The sequence below is a fragment of the Mangrovibacterium marinum genome (genome assembly GCF_003046625.1).
GTDB lineage: Bacteria > Bacteroidota > Bacteroidia > Bacteroidales > Prolixibacteraceae > Mangrovibacterium > Mangrovibacterium marinum.
In genome coordinates this window covers 1-19,082 of sequence record NZ_QAAD01000027.1, presented here as the reverse complement: position 1 = coordinate 19,082, position 19,082 = coordinate 1, and the positions used below count along the sequence as shown (strand labels likewise).

The window sequence follows — 19,082 nt, the reverse complement described above, 5'->3', positions numbered from 1 at the left end:
AAAAGTGAAACGAAATTCATTCATAAAACGCAGCATGGGGCTATTCATGCTGCTGGTTTTCGTCATCAGCTGTCATGAGAAGCCTGCAAGCGGACCGAAGGATTTGCAAATTGCTTTTCTCTCGGATGTGCACCTGCAAAACCTGTACGGCCAACTTTCCGACAGCGATTTTAAAGGAGTCTTCAATCCGGAGAACGGACGTTATGTGCTTGGGCGAACGATGGAGGCGCAATTGCATTCGACCCGGCTGTTCAACGAAAATTATTTTGCTTTTCTGGCTGCCCTGGACGATGTGGTTCGCCGGGGCGTGAAATTCGTGGTGCTGCCCGGCGATTTCAGCGATGATGGCCAACCGCTGAATGTCCGCGGCTTGCAGGAGATTTTGCACGACTATGAATCGAAATACGGCTTGCAGTTTATTGCAACAACCGGCAACCACGACCCGGTCCGTCCGTTTGCGATGGATGCCGGAAAGACCGATTACCTGGGTGCGGGCGGCAAGCGGCAGGCCTTGATGAGCCGCGAAGGAATGTATCAGCCGAAAAGTGAAGATGAAAATCCGGTGGTGATTACCACGGATATCCACAAAATGGGCTATGCCGAAATTTTGGATCAGATGGGCGACTTTGGTTTTTTCCCAAAGCAATCGGATCGCTATTGGGAGACAGCTTTCTCAGACTACAGTTACGATGACTATTCTTTTGAAAAAGCCAGCCGGGAAGCCGCACTGGACAACCGAAAGTACCCGGTTCCGCCGACGGATTTTCTGTTGCCGGATGTCAGTTATTTGGAAGAGCCGGTTGACGGATTGTGGTTGCTGGCAATTGATGGCAATGTGTACGTGCCAAAAGAAGACGCCGCTTTGGATGGTGCAAATCCGGAGAACTATGAAGGGGCAAGTATCGGTTATAACCAGGTGTTGACCCATAAACAGCATTTGCTCAGCTGGGTGACGAAGGTTTGCCGGGAGGCTAAAAAGCGAGGGAAAACGCTGATTGCTTTCAGCCACTATCCGATGGTGGAGTTTTATGATGATGCGAGTCCGGAGATACGAAAGCTTTTTGGTGACCACCGGATGGAGCTTCACCGGGTGCCGGCCGAGGAGGTTGCGCGCACTTTTGCGGAAGCGGGCATCCGGCTGCACTTTGGCGGGCATCTGCACATCAACGATACAGGGATCCGAACTTACGAAGACGGCAAGTTTTTGGTGAATGTACAGATTCCTTCGTTGGCGGCGTATATTCCGGCCTATAAACTCCTGACGATTCACGATGCGGAAAATATGGAAGTGGAAACGATAAAACTGGATTCAGTATCCCGCTTCAACGAATTGTTTCCGCTGTACGAAAAGGAATACGCTTACCTTGATAGTCTGCAAAGTCCTTCAATTTGGAATCCCGCTATTTTGAACGCAGCCAATTATCACGATTATACGGCTTTTCATTTAAAAGAATTGGTGCGTTTACGCTTTCTGAACGAGGATTGGCCGGAAGATCTCCGGAACTTTCTCATTGGTTCAACCGGGCAGGAAATGTTGGATTACCTTCTTCTAAATACCCGAAATACCGCGGCCGCGACTGCGACTGGGACTGCGACTGGGACTGGGACTGGGACTGGGACTGGGACTGCGACTGCGACTGAGACTGCGACTGGGACTGCGACTGCGACTGCAACTGGCGATTGGACGGGACAAGACCTGATTTACGATTTCTACCGGTTACGCAGTGCCGATCAACTGGCAGTACCCGATATCGGAGCAGAACGGATGGAAGATTATCAGCATTTCTTTCAATTGGTTAAGCAGGCGGTTCCAAAGCCGGAAAGCGCAGCACGGATTGGTCAACTCAAAGACCTGGCTGATATTTTCGAGCATTTTTTGAACGGGGCACCGGCCGATCATTTCAGCATCCGTTTAAGCGCAAAAGACGCGATCCTGGTGCCCTTGAATTAAATCGGGGTACTGGGAAGGGTAATGATGCTGCTGTTTTTCGGGCAGTCGGGCTGATTTGCTATCTTAGCGGCACTACTCAAAAAAACTACATACGATTATGAAAAGAATATGCTTCCTGCTGTTCGTAGCGTTGACAACGACTTGGGTGTCGGCGCAACACACCGAATTTAATCCCTTGGTTCCTGATAACCTGGCCGACCCGACAATTGTTCAGTTTGGCGACACTTTCTACCTGTATGCCACCAGCGATGTAGGCGATATTGAAACAGACCTGGCCTTTTCGGGCAACCCGGTGGTGTGGAAATCGGAAGACTTTGTGAACTGGAGCTTCGAAGGGATTTGCTTTCCCGGGATCGACTGGCACGAGCACAAATACTGGGCCCCGGGGCGCGTCGTGGAGCGCGATGGGAAATATTACCTCTATGTAACGGTCGATCATGTCACCCAGCTGGCGGTGGCCGATTCGCCCGAAGGACCGTTCAGCTTTATTAACGGCCCGGAAAACTACACCGGCGACGAAAAGCCTTCGATGGTGATTGACGATATCGATGGCTGTCCGTTTATCGACGATGATGGACAAGCCTATATTTTCTGGCGCCGTAAAAAGGCGTCGAAACTCAGTGCCGACTGGACTGAGCCCGAAGGTGAAGCGATTACCATCCCGACGCAGTGGCAGGGCTATTCCGAAGGCCCGTTTCTGTTTAAGCGAAAAGGCATTTACTATTATTTCTATACCATGGGCGGTTATGCCGACTACCAAAACGCCTATGTAATGAGCAAAGAGTCGCCGCTGGGACCGTTTGTGACGCCGGAAAATGACGTCGTTCTTTCGTCTGATTTGGACAAGCAGATTTGGGGGCCGGGGCACGGCTTTGCGTTTTCGCCCCAAGGAACCGACGATTGGTATTTTGTGTACCTTGAATATGGTATCGGAGGAACTTCGCGCCAGGTGTACTGCAATAAAATGGAGTTTAATGAAGACGGAACCATCCGGAAGATACAGCTCGACCGCAAAGGAGTTGGTCCGTTAGCCAAGGTGAAGACCGATAAGCCCGTGGATTTGTCGAAAGCCGTTGCAACAGCTTCGTCGGTTAAAAAGCCCATGGAAGTGGAAGCCCGCAAGTGGCGAAATGCCAAAGAACTGAAGTATGCTTTGCCCGAAGAGCCCTTGTATCGTCATCACGAGTTCAATGCGCAGGATGCCATTGACAACTCGAACTTTACCCGCTGGTGGGCGCGCCCCGATGATACGGAAAAGTGGTGGCAACTGGATTTGGGTAAAGTTGAAAAATTGGATCGGCTGGACTTGTTCTTGGTCCATCCGTCGCTGGGGCATGCTTTTGTGTGCGAAAAATCAACCGACGGTAAACACTGGGAAACCGTGAAAGAGCAAAAAGAGCTTGCCATCCGTTCGCCGCATCAGGTTGAAAAGATTGGCAAGGCGCGTTTCCTGCGCGTCCGTTTTCTTGAGGGGCAGCCGGGAATTTGGGAAGCAAAGCTTTACCGGTAGGAAAAGACGTTATTTACAAGCGACAATAAAACAGAAAAAACTGCCTTTCAGCAGTTTTTTCTGTTTTATAATATTGGATTGCAATAAATTTCAACCGGCTTAACGCATTGCTTTGTAAGCGTTAATTAAGCCATTTGTGGAACCATCGTGAGCAGTTACTTTTTCGTCGCCGCCCAGCTCCGGCAAAATTTGATTGGCTAATTGTTTACCCAGTTCAACACCCCATTGGTCGAAGCTGAAGATGTTCCAGATGATCCCCTGAACAAAGATCTTGTGCTCGTACATGGCGATTAGTGCGCCCAATGTAAACGGAGTCAATTTTTTGAACAAGATTGAATTGGTTGGAATATTGCCTTCAAACACTTTGAAAGGAAGCAAAGCAGCAATCTCGTCGGCAGATTTACCGGCAGCTTTCAATTCGGCTTCAACCTGGGCTGCGGTCTTTCCAACCATCAGTGCCTCGGTTTGCGCAAAAAAGTTCGCCAGCAACTTCGGATGGTGGTCGCTCAGCGGGTTGTGGCTAATAGCCGGCGCCATGAAATCGCAAGGAATCAATTTTGTTCCCTGGTGAATCAACTGGTAAAAAGCGTGCTGACCGTTTGTTCCAGGTTCACCCCAAATAATAGGACCGGTTTGGTACGAAACTTTTTTGCCGTTGCGGTCAACGTATTTCCCGTTACTTTCCATGTTTCCTTGTTGGAAGTAGGCTGAAAAACGGTGCATGTACTGGTCATAAGGCAAAATAGCTTCGGTTTCGGCCCCGTAGAAGTTGTTGTACCAGATGCCGATTAAAGCCAAAATTACCGGCAGGTTCTTGTCGAAGTCAGCCGATTTAAAATGGTTGTCCATGGCATGCGCTCCTTCGAGCAAAGCCACGTAGTTGTCGAAACCAATGGCACAGGCAATGGACAAACCAATTGCCGACCACAAGGAATAACGACCGCCAACCCAGTCCCAGAAACGGAACATGTTTTTGGTGTCGATGCCAAAAGCAGCAACCGCATTGGCATTGGTTGATAGTGCCACAAAATGTTTGGCAACAGCGCTTTCGTCTCTGGAAGCTTCCAGAAACCACGATTTTGCCGAGTTGGCGTTGGTCATTGTTTCCTGGGTGGTGAATGTTTTCGAAGCAACAATAAACAAAGTTGTTTCGGGGTTGACCGCTTTCAGGGTTTCGGCAATGTGGGTACCGTCAACATTAGAAACAAAATGCAGGCTGATATTTTCTTTTTTGTAAGGCTTTAACGCTTCGGTCACCATCAGCGGACCAAGGTCGGATCCACCAATACCGATGTTTACAATGTCGGTAATTGCTTTACCGCTGTAGCCGGTCCATTCTCCGGAAATTACACTCTCCGAAAAAGCTTTCATTTGGTCGAGTACCTCGTTCACTTCAGGCATCACATCTTTGCCATCGACTAAAATCGGCGTATTGCTGCGGTTACGCAAAGCAACGTGAAGTACCGAACGGTTTTCAGTTTGGTTGATTTTGTCACCCGAAAATTCGCTTTCGATCGCTGATTTCAATCCGCATTCTTCGGCAAGCTGCACCAGAAGTGCCCGGACCTTATCGTCGACAATATTTTTCGAGAAATCGAGTAAAATATCTTCAAATTGAAGTGAATATTTTTCAAATCGTTTTTCGTCTTTTGCAAAAAGATCTTTGATTTGAGTACCGTTAAACTCTGCAAAATAGGCTTCCAACGCTCCCCAGGCTTTTGTGGTCGTTGGATTAATAGTTGGCAACATAGTATTTTATTTTATTGTTATTTTGGTGAATTTAATTCTAATCAGTCGTTCCGGTAATAGCGAAAACAAAGATATAATAGATTGTAAACTTAAGGGCATCCAATGCCTCCAAAATCGAACTGAATACCTTAGAATTCATCCTCCACACCTGTAAAATTCACCTTTTTGTTGCTGATTCAGCTGCGATATCCTGAATTGAGATTTCCCGCACCCGCAACAGGACGTCTTTATCGCAGTAAAAGAGATTTAAATTTCGGCTTTCAACTGCGTTACTACTTGGGGCACACCCGCAGTGTCGGGATCCAATTTCAGGATCTCCTCGCCCAATCCCAACGCTTTCTTGTTGAGCTTGTTGGTAAAGTAAAACTGTAATAGTTCCAAACGGCTATTCAACTCATCGGCTACTCTTGTTTCTTTTTTCAGGTAATCCTTGGCCTTCGCTTTGTCTTTCATAAAGTCATACAACATCGCGATGTTATGATTTATCAGCGGATATTGGGGGGTGATCCCGCTTGTTGGGGCACTTGCAACAGGGCTAAGCGGGCAGCCCTTGGTTCGTCCTGCAAGGCCGGGGAGGGGCTGCTTTTCGCCGGTGGCAGCCATTTTACGTTTGTCCCTGTGATTTGGCTTTTCCTTTTGTTACTTTTGTAAATCAAAATTGAATAGCTATGTATCAAGTAGGAGATCGGGTTAAGTTTATGAACGACGTGGGTGGTGGTATCATCACCAAGATCGTAGGTAAAAATATGGTTCATGTTGAAAACGAAGACGGCTTTGAAATTCCGGTGATGACTTCGGAGATTATTCTGGATGAAATTGACCAGGAAGCTGTGACCAATAGCGATAAGAAGCCCGATGTGAGCGACTTTATTCGCCGGGGAACCCAAAAGCCGAAGGCCGAAGAACGCAAGCAGAAGGTGGAGGAACCAATTACCATTATTCGTGGTAACGACGAACCGAAGTTTTATCTGGCTTTTCTTCCCGAGAACGCTCGTAATCCCCTGGACGGGCAAACCAAGGTTTACCTGGTAAACGACAGTAATTTCTTTATCTTGTATCATTTCAGCCATTTTGCCAACGAGCAGTATGTTACGCAGGAGGCCGGAAAATTGGAGCCCAATACCAAATTGATGTTGGGAACACTCTCGCAGGCCGATATTGCCAACTTGCCGGCTTTTGGCTTTCAGCTGATGTTTTACAAGGATAAATCGTCCCGGTTGGAGAAACCACTCCGCAAACGCATCGCGATTAACCCGGTGAAGTTTTATAAGTCGGGAAGCTTCAAGGAAAATGATTTTTTCAGCGGAAAAGCAATGCTCTATAAATTGAACGAGTCGGACATGGAAAAGGCCATGAAAGAGCTGACAAATAAGGAGCTGAAAAAACAAGCCCGCGAAAAAGAGCCCGCCCGGAACAGCGAAAAGGTAAAGGTGGAATTGCCGGAGCTGTTGGAGGTTGATTTGCATATTGATGAGCTGATTGATAATACTGCCGGCCTTTCGAACAAGGATATGCTGGACTTGCAGATGAAGACTTTCCGCGAAAAGATGGAAGAAGCCATCTCGTCGAATGCGGTTAAAAGAGTGGTGTTTATTCACGGCTTGGGTAATGGCGTATTGAAGGCCGAATTGCGCCGCGAGCTGTCTTCTAAATACAAAAAATATGCGCATCAGGATGCCAGTTTCCAGGAATATGGCTACGGCGCAACCATGGTGATTGTTCGCCGCTAAAGCCAATAAAAAAGCGGAGTTGAAAATTCATCAACTCCGCTTTTTCCTCTTTCAGTGTAAGCTACTTATTCAACTCATTCAATCGTTCCCGCAGATACAATCCGTTGGGCGTTAATTCTTCTTTGGTCCAGTTGCCGTTGCTGTTGGCTCCCGGCTTCAAAAAGGCCGTTGTTTCGTCCTTGTCGGTAATGTTCCAGCAAACCCAGCTTAGTTTGCGGTCTTCCAACCATTGCATCCATCTGCGGTTGCGGTCCAAATCAAATTTGCCGTTGCCATCTGCTTCGCCCACACCCCATTCGGTAACAAACAGTGGCAATCCTTTCGATAAGGCATAATCGGCTTTTTGGCGCAGTTGTTCCTGGTGGTTGTTATCCGAGGCATAAAAATGGAACGAGTAACAGATATTGGGGTAGCCCGAGATCGGGGAGTCGGCAGCCACATCAACATCCTGATCCCAATGGGGGCTTCCTACAACAATCAGGTTCTCTTGATCGTATTTGCGGATGACCGCAATAACTTGCCGAGCATAAGCTTTGATCACTTCCCAGCTTTGGTATTCGGGCTCGTTGAAAATTTCATAGATCACTTGGGGGTTTCCGGCGTATTTTTGCGCCATGTCAGCAAAAAAGGCTTTTGATTCTTCCAGGTGCTTTTCGGCATGATGGTCGTGCCAGTCGATGATGACGTAAACCCCGTTATCGAGTGCGCGATCAATCACCCTTGTCACTAATTCTTTTTGAAAATCCGGCTTGTCCAGGTAGCCGCCTTCGGGTTCCACCCCCATCGAAACGCGAATCAGGCTGACCTTAAAATCAGCGCATATCCAGTCCACAACATCCGGGTTGTAATACTTTTGCCCGTTCCAAAGGCTCCACGAAAAGCTGAGTCCCCGCAGCTGAGGTGTTTGATTGTGTTGGTTGACAAGCTGTCCGTCGGCTACTTTCAGCTGTCCGTGCTTTTCAACCGGACTTTGTGCGCTGGTGGCAAGGAAGGCAACGATAAGAAAGGTGATAGCGGTCGTGATTTTTAGCTTCATGGTTTTTGATTTTTAGCGATGTAAATGATCCAATTTCTTCGGTGCCGGGTTGGCTGATCGTTTTTTCCGATCAATGGTTTTTCGGGCTATCCCTGACGTTTTGGAGGAAGGAGATCAGCGTATCCGGTTGGTAGAAACTTGTTTTTTGTTTACCTGCTGATAAATATAGGCAATAGCTGCCGGAATTTACGTCGATCTGTTTTCAAAAAAATGCGAAACTGATCGTGCTTCCCCCACATTCATCGGCAACAGTAGGGGACAGGCCCTAAAAATGGCTGTTTCTTTGCTGTTGGCAATCAGCGAGCTGGAGGAAAAAGTTGTTTGAAACGGAATATTTTTCGCCCGGCAGGATTGCGCTTGCAATTATTTTTTTAGTTTTGCACTCACATTTGAAAGGGAGCTAATTACGATAATGGTTCTTTTTTCGTTCTAATGTTCTTGCCCAGGTGGTGAAATTGGTAGACACGCCAGCTTGAGGGGCTGGTGCCCGTTTTTGGGCGTGCAGGTTCGAGTCCCGTCCTGGGCACATAAAAGCTCGTTGATTTTTCAACGGGCTTTTTTTATCTCCGGAATTAGAATCTGATTCCCCGGTGTTGAATAGGTCGACAATGTTTTATACTGTTTTACAGACTAATTTGCATCAGCTTGCCTTGCCCGAAGCCTGATTTCTGCGGAATGAATCATGCTCAACGTCCAATGAATCATGATTTCTGCGGAATGAATCATGCTCAACGTCCAAGGAATCATGATTTCTGAGGAAAAAATCATCGATAGAAGCCTAAAAGTCAGGATCGGCTCTTGAAAAATCAGTCGCAGTTACGAAGTAGCATTGAGTTATTGTATCGGTACAGATTGATGGATTGAAGGACTGACGGACTAATGGATTGACGGATTGACGGATTGACGGACTGACAACTCATTGACCATTGAATGACGATTGGCGACTGATCACTGCGACTGATCACTGATCACTGGACTAGCGGATTGAAGGATTAACCATCGATTGACCCTGAATGACAATAATTGACCCAATGACAATAATTGAGTCACATCTCACTACTCACGACTCGATTGCTACCAGTTGCGCCGGTAATTATGTACTTATTGAAGGACTGAAGGCTAGAAGGACTGAAGGCTAGAAGGACTGAAGGCTAGAAGGACTGAAGGCTAGAAGGACTGAAGGCTAGAAGGATTGAAGGATTGAAGGACTGAAGGACTGAAGGATAGAAGGATAGACTGCCTATTGGCAATGAATGACTCGTGACTCGCTAGTAGCTCTTTGAAACCTGTCAGCGTCCGCAGGTCCTGATAGCGTTTAAATCGATCGATAAATGATTGAGCCCAAAAATCCCGGAGGGATGCTATTTGGGTCGATGAACGATATCCGGGGGCAAAATTCCGGTATTGCTGGTTCTCGGAGGTATTGTGCTTGTTCGCCGCTGTATAATCACATTCCGTAAAAGTGGTAAGTCATTCCGTTATCTGGGTATTATTCTGAATTTTCTGTTTCGGATCTTTGTATCGTTGATTTTTACAGGCCTCAGGGCTGAGAATTTTAAAGATAAACAAACCCGGTTTGTTGTCGTAGAGAACAAAGAATCAAAAACGATATGGTTATGAATAGGGTAGAATTGAGCGAGAAGAAATACGAAGAATTATTTGGGAAACACACCGGCCCGCTTACGGAAACAGACCCGGATATGCAAGAGATGCTGAACCGCTTTATTTTTGGTGAGGTTTTCTGCCAGGGCAACTTGTCCGATAAAACGCGGGAGTTGATAACACTCGTGGTTCTTACAACGAACCAAACTTTGGAGCAACTAAACGCGCATGTTTTTGCAGCGCTGAATGTTGGTCTTTCGGCTGTTGAGATTAAAGAGGCGATCTACCAATGTGTGCCTTACCTGGGATTTCCCAAAACCTTGAATGCCATTCAACAGGTCAACGAGGTTTTCAAGATGATGAGTATTCCGCTTCCTGTTGAAAGCCAGAAAACAGTAACCGAAGAAAGCCGTTTCGAAGAGGGGCTGAAAGCACAAAAAAGCATCTTTGGCGATGTGATTGATCAGATGCATGAAACCGCGCCTGAAAATCAAAAGCATATTCAGAATTACTTGTCGGCATTTTGTTTCGGTGATATTTACACACGCGGATGTCTTGACTTGAAAGTTCGTGAGCTATTAACCTTGTGTATTTTAAGTGCGCTGGGCGGTTGCGAAAATCAGCTTAAATCGCATGTTTTTGGAAACCTGAAGGCGGGGAACGATAAAAATACGCTGATTGCAGCAGTCACCCAATGCTTGCCTTATATGGGATTCCCGCGCACGCTGAATGCCTTAAGCTGTATCAACGAAATAATACCGGAGAATAATTAACATATTTAAATAGAGGAGATAACACAATGAGCGAGTTTAAACAACCCTTTCCGCTAGGTCAGAAAAATGACGCGTATGCCGACTACTTTATCGGTCAAAGTTACCTGGCTGTGTTAACGGTCGAAGGTGTTCCGGCCTTCAACGTAACCTTCGAGCCCGGTTGCCGCAACAACTGGCACATCCACCACGGTGGCGGACAAATTTTGCTGTGCACTGCCGGTTCTGGTTGGTACCAGGAGGAAGGTAAACCTGCACAAGCTCTAAAACCGGGTGATGTGATCAATATTCCTGCCGGAGTGAATCACTGGCATGGTGCTGCCAAAGACAGTTGGTTTGCACATGTTGCTCTTTCGGTGCCTGTTGAAGGTTCGACCAGCGAATGGTTAGGCCCGGTTACCGATGAAGAATATAACAAGCTGGGGGAATAAATCGATTTCCGCAGAAGTTGAAACAATTGGCTGAAAACCAGAAAACAGAAAGCAATACTGCATGAAAAAAATCGCAATAGTTGTGCTGATGTCTGTCGGAATGCTGGCATCAACACAGGCAAAAGAAACAAAGAAAATGAAAAGAACAGCAGATCAATACACCTTTGAATTAAGCGACCAGGTTACCCGCGAGAAAGTACACTTTACAAACCGTTACGGAATTACCCTGACCGGCGATTTGTATCTTCCCAAAAACCACGGCAACGAAAAATTGCCGGCACTAGCCATCAGTGGTCCTTACGGAGCAGTAAAAGAACAAGCATCAGGGCTGTATGCCAACCAGTTTGCTCAACGCGGTTTTGCCGTCGTGGCATTCGACCCTTCATACACCGGCGAAAGTGGCGGCGAACCTCGTAATGTTGCTTCACCGGATATTAATACGGAAGATTTCAGCGCTGCCATCGACTTCCTCGGAACACAAGCCTTTGTCGACCGCGAAAAAGTGGGAATTATGGGGATCTGTGGTTTTGGCGGTATGGGCTTGAATGCAGCAGCTGTTGACAAACGCGTAAAAGCGGTGGCTGTAGCCAGTATGTACGATATGTCGCGTGTTACAGCACGTGGCTATTTCGATAGCATGACCGCCGTGCAACGTTCAGAAATGCTGGAACAGTTGGCCCAGCAACGCTGGAAAGATGCTGAAAACGGAAAGCCTGCTTATGGCCAGGCTGGCTTGCCGGAACCGGAACAGTTAACCGGTAACGAACCTGAATTTGTGCAAGGTTACGTGAACTATTACAAAACCGACAGAGGTTTCCACCCACGTTCAATCAACTCCAATGGTTCATGGACTGCAACCAATGCCTTGTCATTCATGAACATGCCCTTGATGACCTACATCAATGAAATTTCACCTCGTCCAATTCTGATTATTGCCGGAGAAAATGCTCACTCCCGCTATTTTAGCGAAGATGCTTACGCTGCAGCAAACGAGCCTAAAGAACTGATGATTATCCCTGGAGCAGTTCACACCGATTTATATGACAAAGTAGATGTGATTCCGTTCGATAAGCTGGAAGCCTTCTTTAACGAAAACCTGAAATAGTAACAGAACAAGCCATAGTCAGGAAGACGCTCCTTATTAACGGGGCGTTTTCTGTTTTCAAGCCCGATTATATCATCGCAGGGGCGGGAATCTCCCGGTCACTGGCTTTAGAGGAGAAGCCATTGCCAAAGGCTTTTGAAAGCTTGCCGCAAGCTGTACAAACGGCATTGCACACTTAACGAATCCGGGCACGGTTACCTGTCGGTTTTTAGTGCAGCTTTAAAAATAATTCAGGAAAAAATTCATTGCTTTTCCCCGGTTCGAATCCGAGAGGTATTTTCGAAGAACATGGAGTAAAATATCGCGGTGTATTGGTTTGGTGATGATGGTATCGCAGCCTGCTTCAAAAGCCTTGCGGCGATCTTTAACCATGGAGTGCGCCGTTAGTGCGGCGATGGGCGTGCGGGGCAAAAATGAGCGGATGTGTCGGGTGGCGTCAATACCATCCATTTCGGGCATAATCAAATCCATCAGGATAAAGTCCGGTTTTTCTTTTGCGGCGGTTTTTACCGCTTCGAGCCCGTTGGAGACATGAAGCAAACGTAAATCAAATTTAGAGAGCATCAGACGGGTGAGCTCGAAAATGAAACGATTGTCATCCACCAGTAAGATTGTCTTTCCGTTCAAAATTTCAGGCTCTTCGTCCAGGCGATCCAGCAGGGGAGTATCGTCGAATTCCCGAACCGAAATGGGACTGGGGACGATCAGGCTAAAGCAACTTCCTTCGCCAACTTGCGACCTTACCTCGAGTTTAGCCCCCATTATGTCGCAGAGCTTCCGGGCAATGGCCAGGCCAATTCCCAGTCCGCCGTGGCGTCGGCTGTAACTTTCTTCAACTTGTCGGAATTCGTTGAAAATCAAGTCGAGTTTTTCGTGTGGTATGCCGATGCCGGTATCGGAGACTGAAAAGCATACCGCATCAGGATCGTGCCGAATATTCATTTTGAACTCGATACGTCCTTGCTCCGTAAATTTGACCGCATTGTTCATGAGTATGTTTAGCACTTGTAACACTTTATCTTTGTCCAACTGAAGCTCATGGCAGATATCAATGTCAATGTCATTGAATAAAATTTCAATCGTATTTGTTTTGTTTGCGATCTCCAAGGCTTCCTCCAGATAGGCACGTGCCAGACTGTACAAGTCAACCAGTAAAAAGGGCTGTGGATTGCACCGAACATTCTGCCCGTGATGAAAGGCCAGGTCGAATATATCTTCAAGCAGGTGCAGCATATCGTTTCCCGAACGATGGATGATTCCGGCAAGTTCGTTGACCGTCGGATCACTATGTTCACTACACAGCAGGTTGCTAAAACCGATTATAGGGTTTAGTGGTGTTCGCAGCTCATGCGATATGGTGGCCAAAAAGGAAGACTTCAGCCGGTCCGATTCCTTTAATTTTACCAGTGTTTCTTTTTGCACTTCGATGGTTCGTTTCCGCTCGAAAGCCCAACTAAGCTGTGGCGCAATCGATTCTACCAAGTGAAGATCTTCCCGGCACACAAGGGGATCCTTGTCGTAGGATTGCAGTACCAAGGCTCCAATCACATTTTTCTTCGTCATTAGCGGTACTCCCATCCAGGCTTTTGCCGGAGCCCCAACCAGCTGTTTGGCCCCATTATGCGCATGCTGAGTAAGTTCGTCACCGGAAAGCAGAAGAGATTGCCCGCTCTGAATAACCTGCCCGGTTAGTGTATGATCAAGGATGAAGTTTTTGGGCTCATGCTGGCAGCTTTGAGTGCAGTAGGGGATGGTCGCCTTTTTTCGATCAGAGTCGCAAAGGGCCACGAAAAAGTTCTTGGCTGACGTGAGCTGCCCCAAGGATTCGAATACCATTTCAAAAAAGGCTTCCATATCTTCTGACTGCATTACAGCAACCGAAAGTTGAACCATGATGTCCCTGCTTTTCTCCAGCCGTTTGCGGGTGGTGATGTCCTCTTTTATGGCTACAAAGTTGCTTATTGCTCCTTCCTGATCAAACACCGGCGAAATGATTGCGTTCTCCCAATAAAGCTCGCCGGCCCGGTTTTTATTGATTATTTCGCCCTGCCAGTTTTTTCCCGAAGTGATTGTTTCCCAGAGCTTGTTGTAGAATTGTTCGCTCATTTTTCCGGATTTCAACAACCGTTGGTTTTGTCCCAGGGCTTGTTCGCGGCTGTAGCCTGTAACGGCGGTGAACTTGGGATTAACATATTCAATAACTCCATCCGGGTTGGTTATGGCAATAGAAACCGGACTTTGTTCTACTGCTTTCGATAGATTGAGTAAAGCGTTTTCCCGTTTTTTGCGTTCTGTAATGTCAACAATCACCCCGCGGATCAGGGCTAATTCACCGTGTTCAAAAACCGGTTCAATATGGTTTTCAATCCAGATGTTTTTCCCGTTCGGGAGCTTCATCTGAAATTCGGATAGCTGTTTCTCAGGCGTTTTCAGCAGATCTGTAAAGGTGGCATCCGCAAGAATCCGATCGTCGGGGGTTAGCAAACTTTTGACAAAGTTAAAGGATAGATCCTGATGAGCGGGGTCGACAGCCAGGATTCGGTACAAATTTTCAGACCAAACAGCCTGGTCTTTTCGGGGATCATATTCCCAACTGCCCATTTGCGCTAAAATTTGTGCTTGTTGTATGGAATCATTGTTTTTTTTGACAGCTAGTTCCTGTAACTTTCGTTCGGTAATGTCCAGGCATATCCCCCGAAGTTTGACTAAACGGTTCCGGTTAAAAACAGGAGCTATCGTAATATGAACCCAGATGATCGCCGAGCCGGGAAGTTGAAGACGCAACTCGGTCTCCTGCGTTAATTTGGTTTCTTGCAAGCGATCTAACGTGTGGCTCAGCAGAATTTGGTCGCAAGGGTGGATACGTTCGCGAAAAAGTTCGAAGGACGCCGGGTGGATTGTCTTATCAAAGGCCAGTAAGCGATAGAGGTTGGCTGACCATCTGCATACATCCTTCAAAATGTCGTGTTCCCAGCTGCCCATTCCCGCTATTTGTTCAGCCTGACTGATGAGCGATTCCCGGGACTGAAGTTCCCGGGTAATCCGTTCGCTCTCGGTAATGTCGATCAACATCGCATGACGGGATGTGCGTCCGTTAAAGTTGATGATGTGTGAGGTGGATTGGATAATGCGTTGTTTGCCGGATTTACATATAATCGACCACTTTCGTTCGTTATCGACCCCGTTTTCTTTGTTTGTTGAATGTTGACGAAAATTGACTTGTTGCTCCGGTGAAAGCAGATCAAAGACGTTCATTTTTATCAATTCCTGCTGGCTGTAGCCAAGCAAGGTGCAGGCAGCCTGATTGACAGCCATGATTTTAAAATTCAGAAGGTCATAGATTCCCATGGCCTGAGGATTATTCCGGAACATCGTTCGGAAATTTGAACGTTCCTCGATCAGTTGCTGTTCATGCTTTTTCAATTCCGTAATGTCAACAACCGATGCCCAAATGGCCTGTTCTCCCGACGCTTGATCCCGGGGGGATAGTGAAACAAACAAGTCGCCCCACAGCAAGCTCCCGGTTTTATGAATGTAACGCTTCTGAAGCCGATAGTCCTTAATTTTGCCGGATGTCAGACGATGAAACAACAGAACATCTTTATCAATATCTTCCGGATAGGTAATCTCCTGAAATTTTTTGGTGGATAGCTCTTCCCTGGTATAACCTAAAAATTCACAAAAAGAGCGATTGGCATACACTATTTCGCCGCAACTTGAAACCTGCGCAAAACAAATCGGAGAAATATCGAAAGAGTGATTGAAGTCCATAATCCGGGGTTTAGTGCGATGTTTATAGGTAAAGTTTTATTAATAAAAAGGTCGTTGCTTATTGGGGTGCTAATATACACATTGCGCGTTTGTCGGCAAATATTCCATCGATGTAGATATAAATTGCAGGTTTGTCGAGCGTGGACGTGGTGTGTGTGAAATACCGGATGCTTAGGCCCTGTATTTTATTGATTAATGAATGTTTCGGGTCGAAGGCATTCAGCGATAGCGGAATGCGGGGGCTGCCGACGATCAGGCAATGGAATCTTTTCAGCTTTTTTTCGTGTGAAATTGATTTGCTGCTGCCTGCTCCCGGATCGTCCGATCGGCGATCAGAGAATAACGAAGATTCAGAATTGCAGGATAGTTATATGTGTTCGAGCACACGATGAGCTTCTTGATCGAGTACCCGAGAGGCTGTTTTTTACCAATTGAAACAATTTTTAACCATTTTATTACGGCATTTTCGTCAATCAAACGAAAAAAACACTAATATTGTGTGTACGAACACGCATTTATTGCGTGATGTCAGAAGAATCAGCGTTTGTTGTTTGTTTGAAGCGCTTTTTTTGAAGTTCGCATCGAGATTAAACATCAAGCTTAATGAGCGGAAACGGGGGAATGGAAGCCGGGGCGGTGCCCTGTTGTATGAAAAGCCCGGCTGAAAAGAGATTGGCCGGATACGCAAACATGATCTGGCCATGGTGCAGAAATACCTCGAAGATACTTATGATATTTAAACGATATTTTTTTCAATACACTTAAAAATATGACACTAATTAAATCAATATCCGGCATTCGTGGTACGATTGGCGGAAAAGCCGGTGATGGCCTTTCGCCGCTCGACGTGGTGAAGTTCTCGGCTGCTTATGGAAAATGGCTGACCGAGAGCACAGGCGCCAAAAATCACAAGGTCGTTGTCGGACGTGATGCCCGAATCAGCGGCGAAATGGTGAATGCGCTGGTTTGTGCTACCCTTTCCGGAATGGGTATCGATGTGATTAACATCGGATTGGCGACAACGCCAACAACCGAAATTGCGGTGACTGCCGAAAAGGCTGACGGCGGCATTATCCTGACAGCCAGCCACAATCCCAAACAGTGGAATGCACTGAAGTTGTTGAATGCAAAAGGCGAATTTCTCTCTGCCGCCGATGGTGCTGCTATTTTAAAATATGCCGAAGAGGAGAGTTTTTGCTTTGCTGAAGTTGACGAGCTGGGAACTATGACCGCGAAAGATTATACGGCCGAGCATGTTCGCCAGGTTCTGGCATTGGAGTTGGTTGATGTTGACGCGGTGAAAGCGGCCAACTTTACCGTTGCATTCGATGCGGTGAACTCGGTTGGAGGAATCGCTATTCCAGCCTTACTCGAAGCATTGGGGGTGAAGAATATCGTTCCGATCAATGAAGCTCCGACCGGTCATTTTGCACACGTTCCCGAACCCTTGCCCGAGAACCTGGTCGATACCTGCCGAATTGTGAAAGAACAACAAGTTGATCTGTGCTTTGTGGTTGACCCGGATGTGGACCGACTGTCGATCATTAGTGAGGATGGCAGTATGTTCAATGAAGAATATACCTTGGTGGCCATTGCCGATTATGTACTGTCGAAAACGCCGGGCAACACCGTTTCCAACATGTCGTCGAGCCGTGCTTTGCGGGTGATTACCCAAAAGCACGGTGGTCAATATTCGGCCTCGGCCGTTGGCGAGGTGAATGTTGTTGCGCAAATGAAAGCCACCAAAGCAGTGATTGGTGGCGAAGGAAACGGCGGCGTAATTTATCCGGCCAGTCACTACGGGCGCGATGCCTTGGTTGGTATTGCGTTGTTCCTGAGTCAACTGGCTCAGTCGGGGGAGAAGTGCTCCGAGCTTCGCAAAAGCTATCCCGATTACTTTATCTCCAAAAATAAAATTGAACTAACTCCGGGTATTGATGTTGATAAAGTGCTCGAAAAAGTGGAGCAGATCTACGCCAACGAACAGGTTTGCACAATCGATGGGGTCAAGATTGATTTCCCCGACGAGTGGGTTCACCTGCGCAAGTCGAACACAGAGCCTATCATTCGGATTTATGCAGAATCGACCAGTCTCCAAAAGGCCGATGAGCTGGCCTTGAAAATTATCGATACAATTCACGAAAATATCTAGATCAATATGACAAATTTCGACTTAAACGGAATCCTGAAGAATTTCCAGATCGAAGGGGAAGTTGCACAGGTGAAGCTCTACGGAGACGGACTAATTAACAAAACGTATTTTGTGGAGACACGCGCTGCCGATGCTCCAAACTATATCCTTCAAACAAAAAACAGCAGCATTTTTAAGGATGTGCCGGGTATGATGGATAACATCCTGAAAGTGACGAATCATTTGAAAGCTAAAGTTGTGGCAGCCGGAGGCGACCCGTTGCGCGAAGCCATGACCGTGATTATGTCGCATGATGGTGAGCCTTTTTATAAGGATGAGGCCGGAAACTACTGGACGGTGTATCTGTTTATTGAAGATACGCTGATTTATGAAAAGGCCGATTCGCCCGAAACGGCTTATGCCGGAGGGCGCGGAATCGGGAAATTTCAACGCATACTTTCGGATATGCCCGGAACATTAACTGATATCCTTCCCGGGTTTCATAATATCCGCTTTCGTTTTAAGCAATGGGACGAGGTGATTGCCAAAGATCCTGCAGGCCGTAAAAACAGTGTACAGGAAGAAATTCAATGGATTGAAAGCCGCCGGGACGAGATGCTGTGTTTTTGGGAATTGGTTGAATCGGGCGAAATCCCCACACGTGTTACGCATAACGACACTAAAATTAATAATATTCTTTTCGACAAGGAAGGCGAAGTGTTGTGTGTGATCGACCTGGATACGGTGCTCTCGAGTACTGCGCTGAATGACTTTGGCGACGCAATTCGTTCGTATACCAATACCGGTTTGGAAGATGATCCCAATCCGGAGAATGTGAGCATGGACATTCAAATCTTCCGGGCCTTTACTGAAGGTTACTTGTCGGAAGCCAAGGATTTTCTGACCGAAACAGAAATGAAATACCTTGCTTTTTCGGCTCGTTATATCACCTACGAACAGGTTTTGCGATTCCTGATGGACTACATCGATGGGGATAATTATTACCGGACAAACTACGAGAATCACAACCTGGTGAGAACTCATGCCCAATACCGCTTGCTGGAAAGCATTGAGCAACAAAAAGAAGCAATGGACGAAATTGTGATGGAAAACTGTAAGTTAGGTTGATGACGGAAGATTTATTTGAATAGTTGGGTTTTGTTATTTCGTTAAACAAGATAGGAGAAAATGAAAAATCAGTTAAGTTACATCGAAAGATCAGTTGAGAAACTCCCGATCAATGTTGTGGAGGATCAGTCAGTTGGCGCCAAAATGATGGCGGAAATTATAGCCGGT

At 46.8% G+C, this 19,082-nt stretch carries 12 protein-coding genes and 1 tRNA gene; 9 read left to right on the top strand and 4 right to left on the bottom strand.

The annotated features are described in order from the left end of the window. The first annotated feature begins 4 nt into the window (after nucleotides 1-4). Complete coding sequence (locus tag C8N47_RS16850; protein ID WP_211316192.1) at nucleotides 5-1,951, top strand: metallophosphoesterase family protein; 1,947 nt, start codon at nucleotides 5-7, stop codon at nucleotides 1,949-1,951. Nucleotides 1,952-2,048: 97 nt separating this feature from the next. Beyond that, the gene (locus tag C8N47_RS16845; protein WP_107823745.1) at nucleotides 2,049-3,461 is read left to right on the top strand and encodes a family 43 glycosylhydrolase; all 1,413 of its coding nucleotides are present in this window, start codon (nucleotides 2,049-2,051) and stop codon (nucleotides 3,459-3,461) included. A gap of 99 nt (nucleotides 3,462-3,560) precedes the next feature. Here the strand turns inward: C8N47_RS16845 and pgi are convergent, their stop codons facing one another. Further along, a complete protein-coding gene (gene pgi, locus C8N47_RS16840; protein WP_107823744.1) occupies nucleotides 3,561-5,210 on the bottom strand; it encodes a glucose-6-phosphate isomerase in 1,650 nt (549 codons plus the stop codon). A 246-nt stretch (nucleotides 5,211-5,456) separates the two neighbouring features. Beyond that, nucleotides 5,457-5,663 (bottom strand): hypothetical protein, encoded by a 207-nt coding sequence (locus C8N47_RS18705; protein ID WP_170111434.1) that lies wholly within the window; start codon nucleotides 5,661-5,663, stop codon nucleotides 5,457-5,459. 215 nt (nucleotides 5,664-5,878) lie between these two features. Between C8N47_RS18705 and C8N47_RS16830 the strand changes: the two genes are divergently transcribed. Continuing rightward, nucleotides 5,879-6,940 carry a Smr/MutS family protein gene (locus tag C8N47_RS16830; protein WP_107823742.1) on the top strand — a complete coding sequence of 354 codons (1,062 nt, stop codon included), beginning with the start codon at nucleotides 5,879-5,881 and terminating at the stop codon, nucleotides 6,938-6,940. Nucleotides 6,941-7,001: 61 nt separating this feature from the next. On the opposite strand, the gene C8N47_RS16825 is transcribed toward C8N47_RS16830, so the two are convergent. Then, complete coding sequence (locus tag C8N47_RS16825; RefSeq protein WP_107823741.1) at nucleotides 7,002-7,976, bottom strand: glycoside hydrolase family 5 protein; 975 nt, start codon at nucleotides 7,974-7,976, stop codon at nucleotides 7,002-7,004. 440 nt (nucleotides 7,977-8,416) lie between these two features. Between C8N47_RS16825 and C8N47_RS16820 the strand changes: the two genes are divergently transcribed. The 4 genes from C8N47_RS16820 (at nucleotide 8,417) to C8N47_RS16805 (ending at nucleotide 11,884) form a co-directional block, all read left to right on the top strand. Continuing rightward, nucleotides 8,417-8,502 (top strand) — tRNA-Leu (locus tag C8N47_RS16820). A gap of 1,090 nt (nucleotides 8,503-9,592) precedes the next feature. Then, the gene (locus C8N47_RS16815; protein WP_107823763.1) at nucleotides 9,593-10,351 is read left to right on the top strand and encodes a carboxymuconolactone decarboxylase family protein; all 759 of its coding nucleotides are present in this window, start codon (nucleotides 9,593-9,595) and stop codon (nucleotides 10,349-10,351) included. A 26-nt stretch (nucleotides 10,352-10,377) separates the two neighbouring features. Beyond that, nucleotides 10,378-10,779 (top strand): cupin domain-containing protein, encoded by a 402-nt coding sequence (locus C8N47_RS16810; protein WP_107823740.1) that lies wholly within the window; start codon nucleotides 10,378-10,380, stop codon nucleotides 10,777-10,779. Between the two features lie 61 nt (nucleotides 10,780-10,840). Then, entirely contained in the window at nucleotides 10,841-11,884 is a 1,044-nt protein-coding gene (locus C8N47_RS16805; RefSeq protein ID WP_107823739.1) for an alpha/beta hydrolase, read from the top strand. A gap of 219 nt (nucleotides 11,885-12,103) precedes the next feature. On the opposite strand, the gene C8N47_RS16800 is transcribed toward C8N47_RS16805, so the two are convergent. Continuing rightward, nucleotides 12,104-15,655, bottom strand: a complete 3,552-nt coding sequence (locus C8N47_RS16800; RefSeq protein ID WP_107823738.1) for a hybrid sensor histidine kinase/response regulator — start codon at nucleotides 15,653-15,655, stop codon at nucleotides 12,104-12,106. 769 nt (nucleotides 15,656-16,424) lie between these two features. Between C8N47_RS16800 and glmM the strand changes: the two genes are divergently transcribed. Both glmM and C8N47_RS16785 read left to right on the top strand, forming a co-directional pair. Next, the gene (glmM, locus tag C8N47_RS16790) at nucleotides 16,425-17,807 is read left to right on the top strand and encodes a phosphoglucosamine mutase (protein WP_107823736.1); all 1,383 of its coding nucleotides are present in this window, start codon (nucleotides 16,425-16,427) and stop codon (nucleotides 17,805-17,807) included. A 6-nt stretch (nucleotides 17,808-17,813) separates the two neighbouring features. Further along, a complete protein-coding gene (locus tag C8N47_RS16785) occupies nucleotides 17,814-18,914 on the top strand; it encodes a phosphotransferase enzyme family protein (RefSeq protein ID WP_107823735.1) in 1,101 nt (366 codons plus the stop codon). The last annotated feature ends 168 nt before the right edge of the window (nucleotides 18,915-19,082 follow it).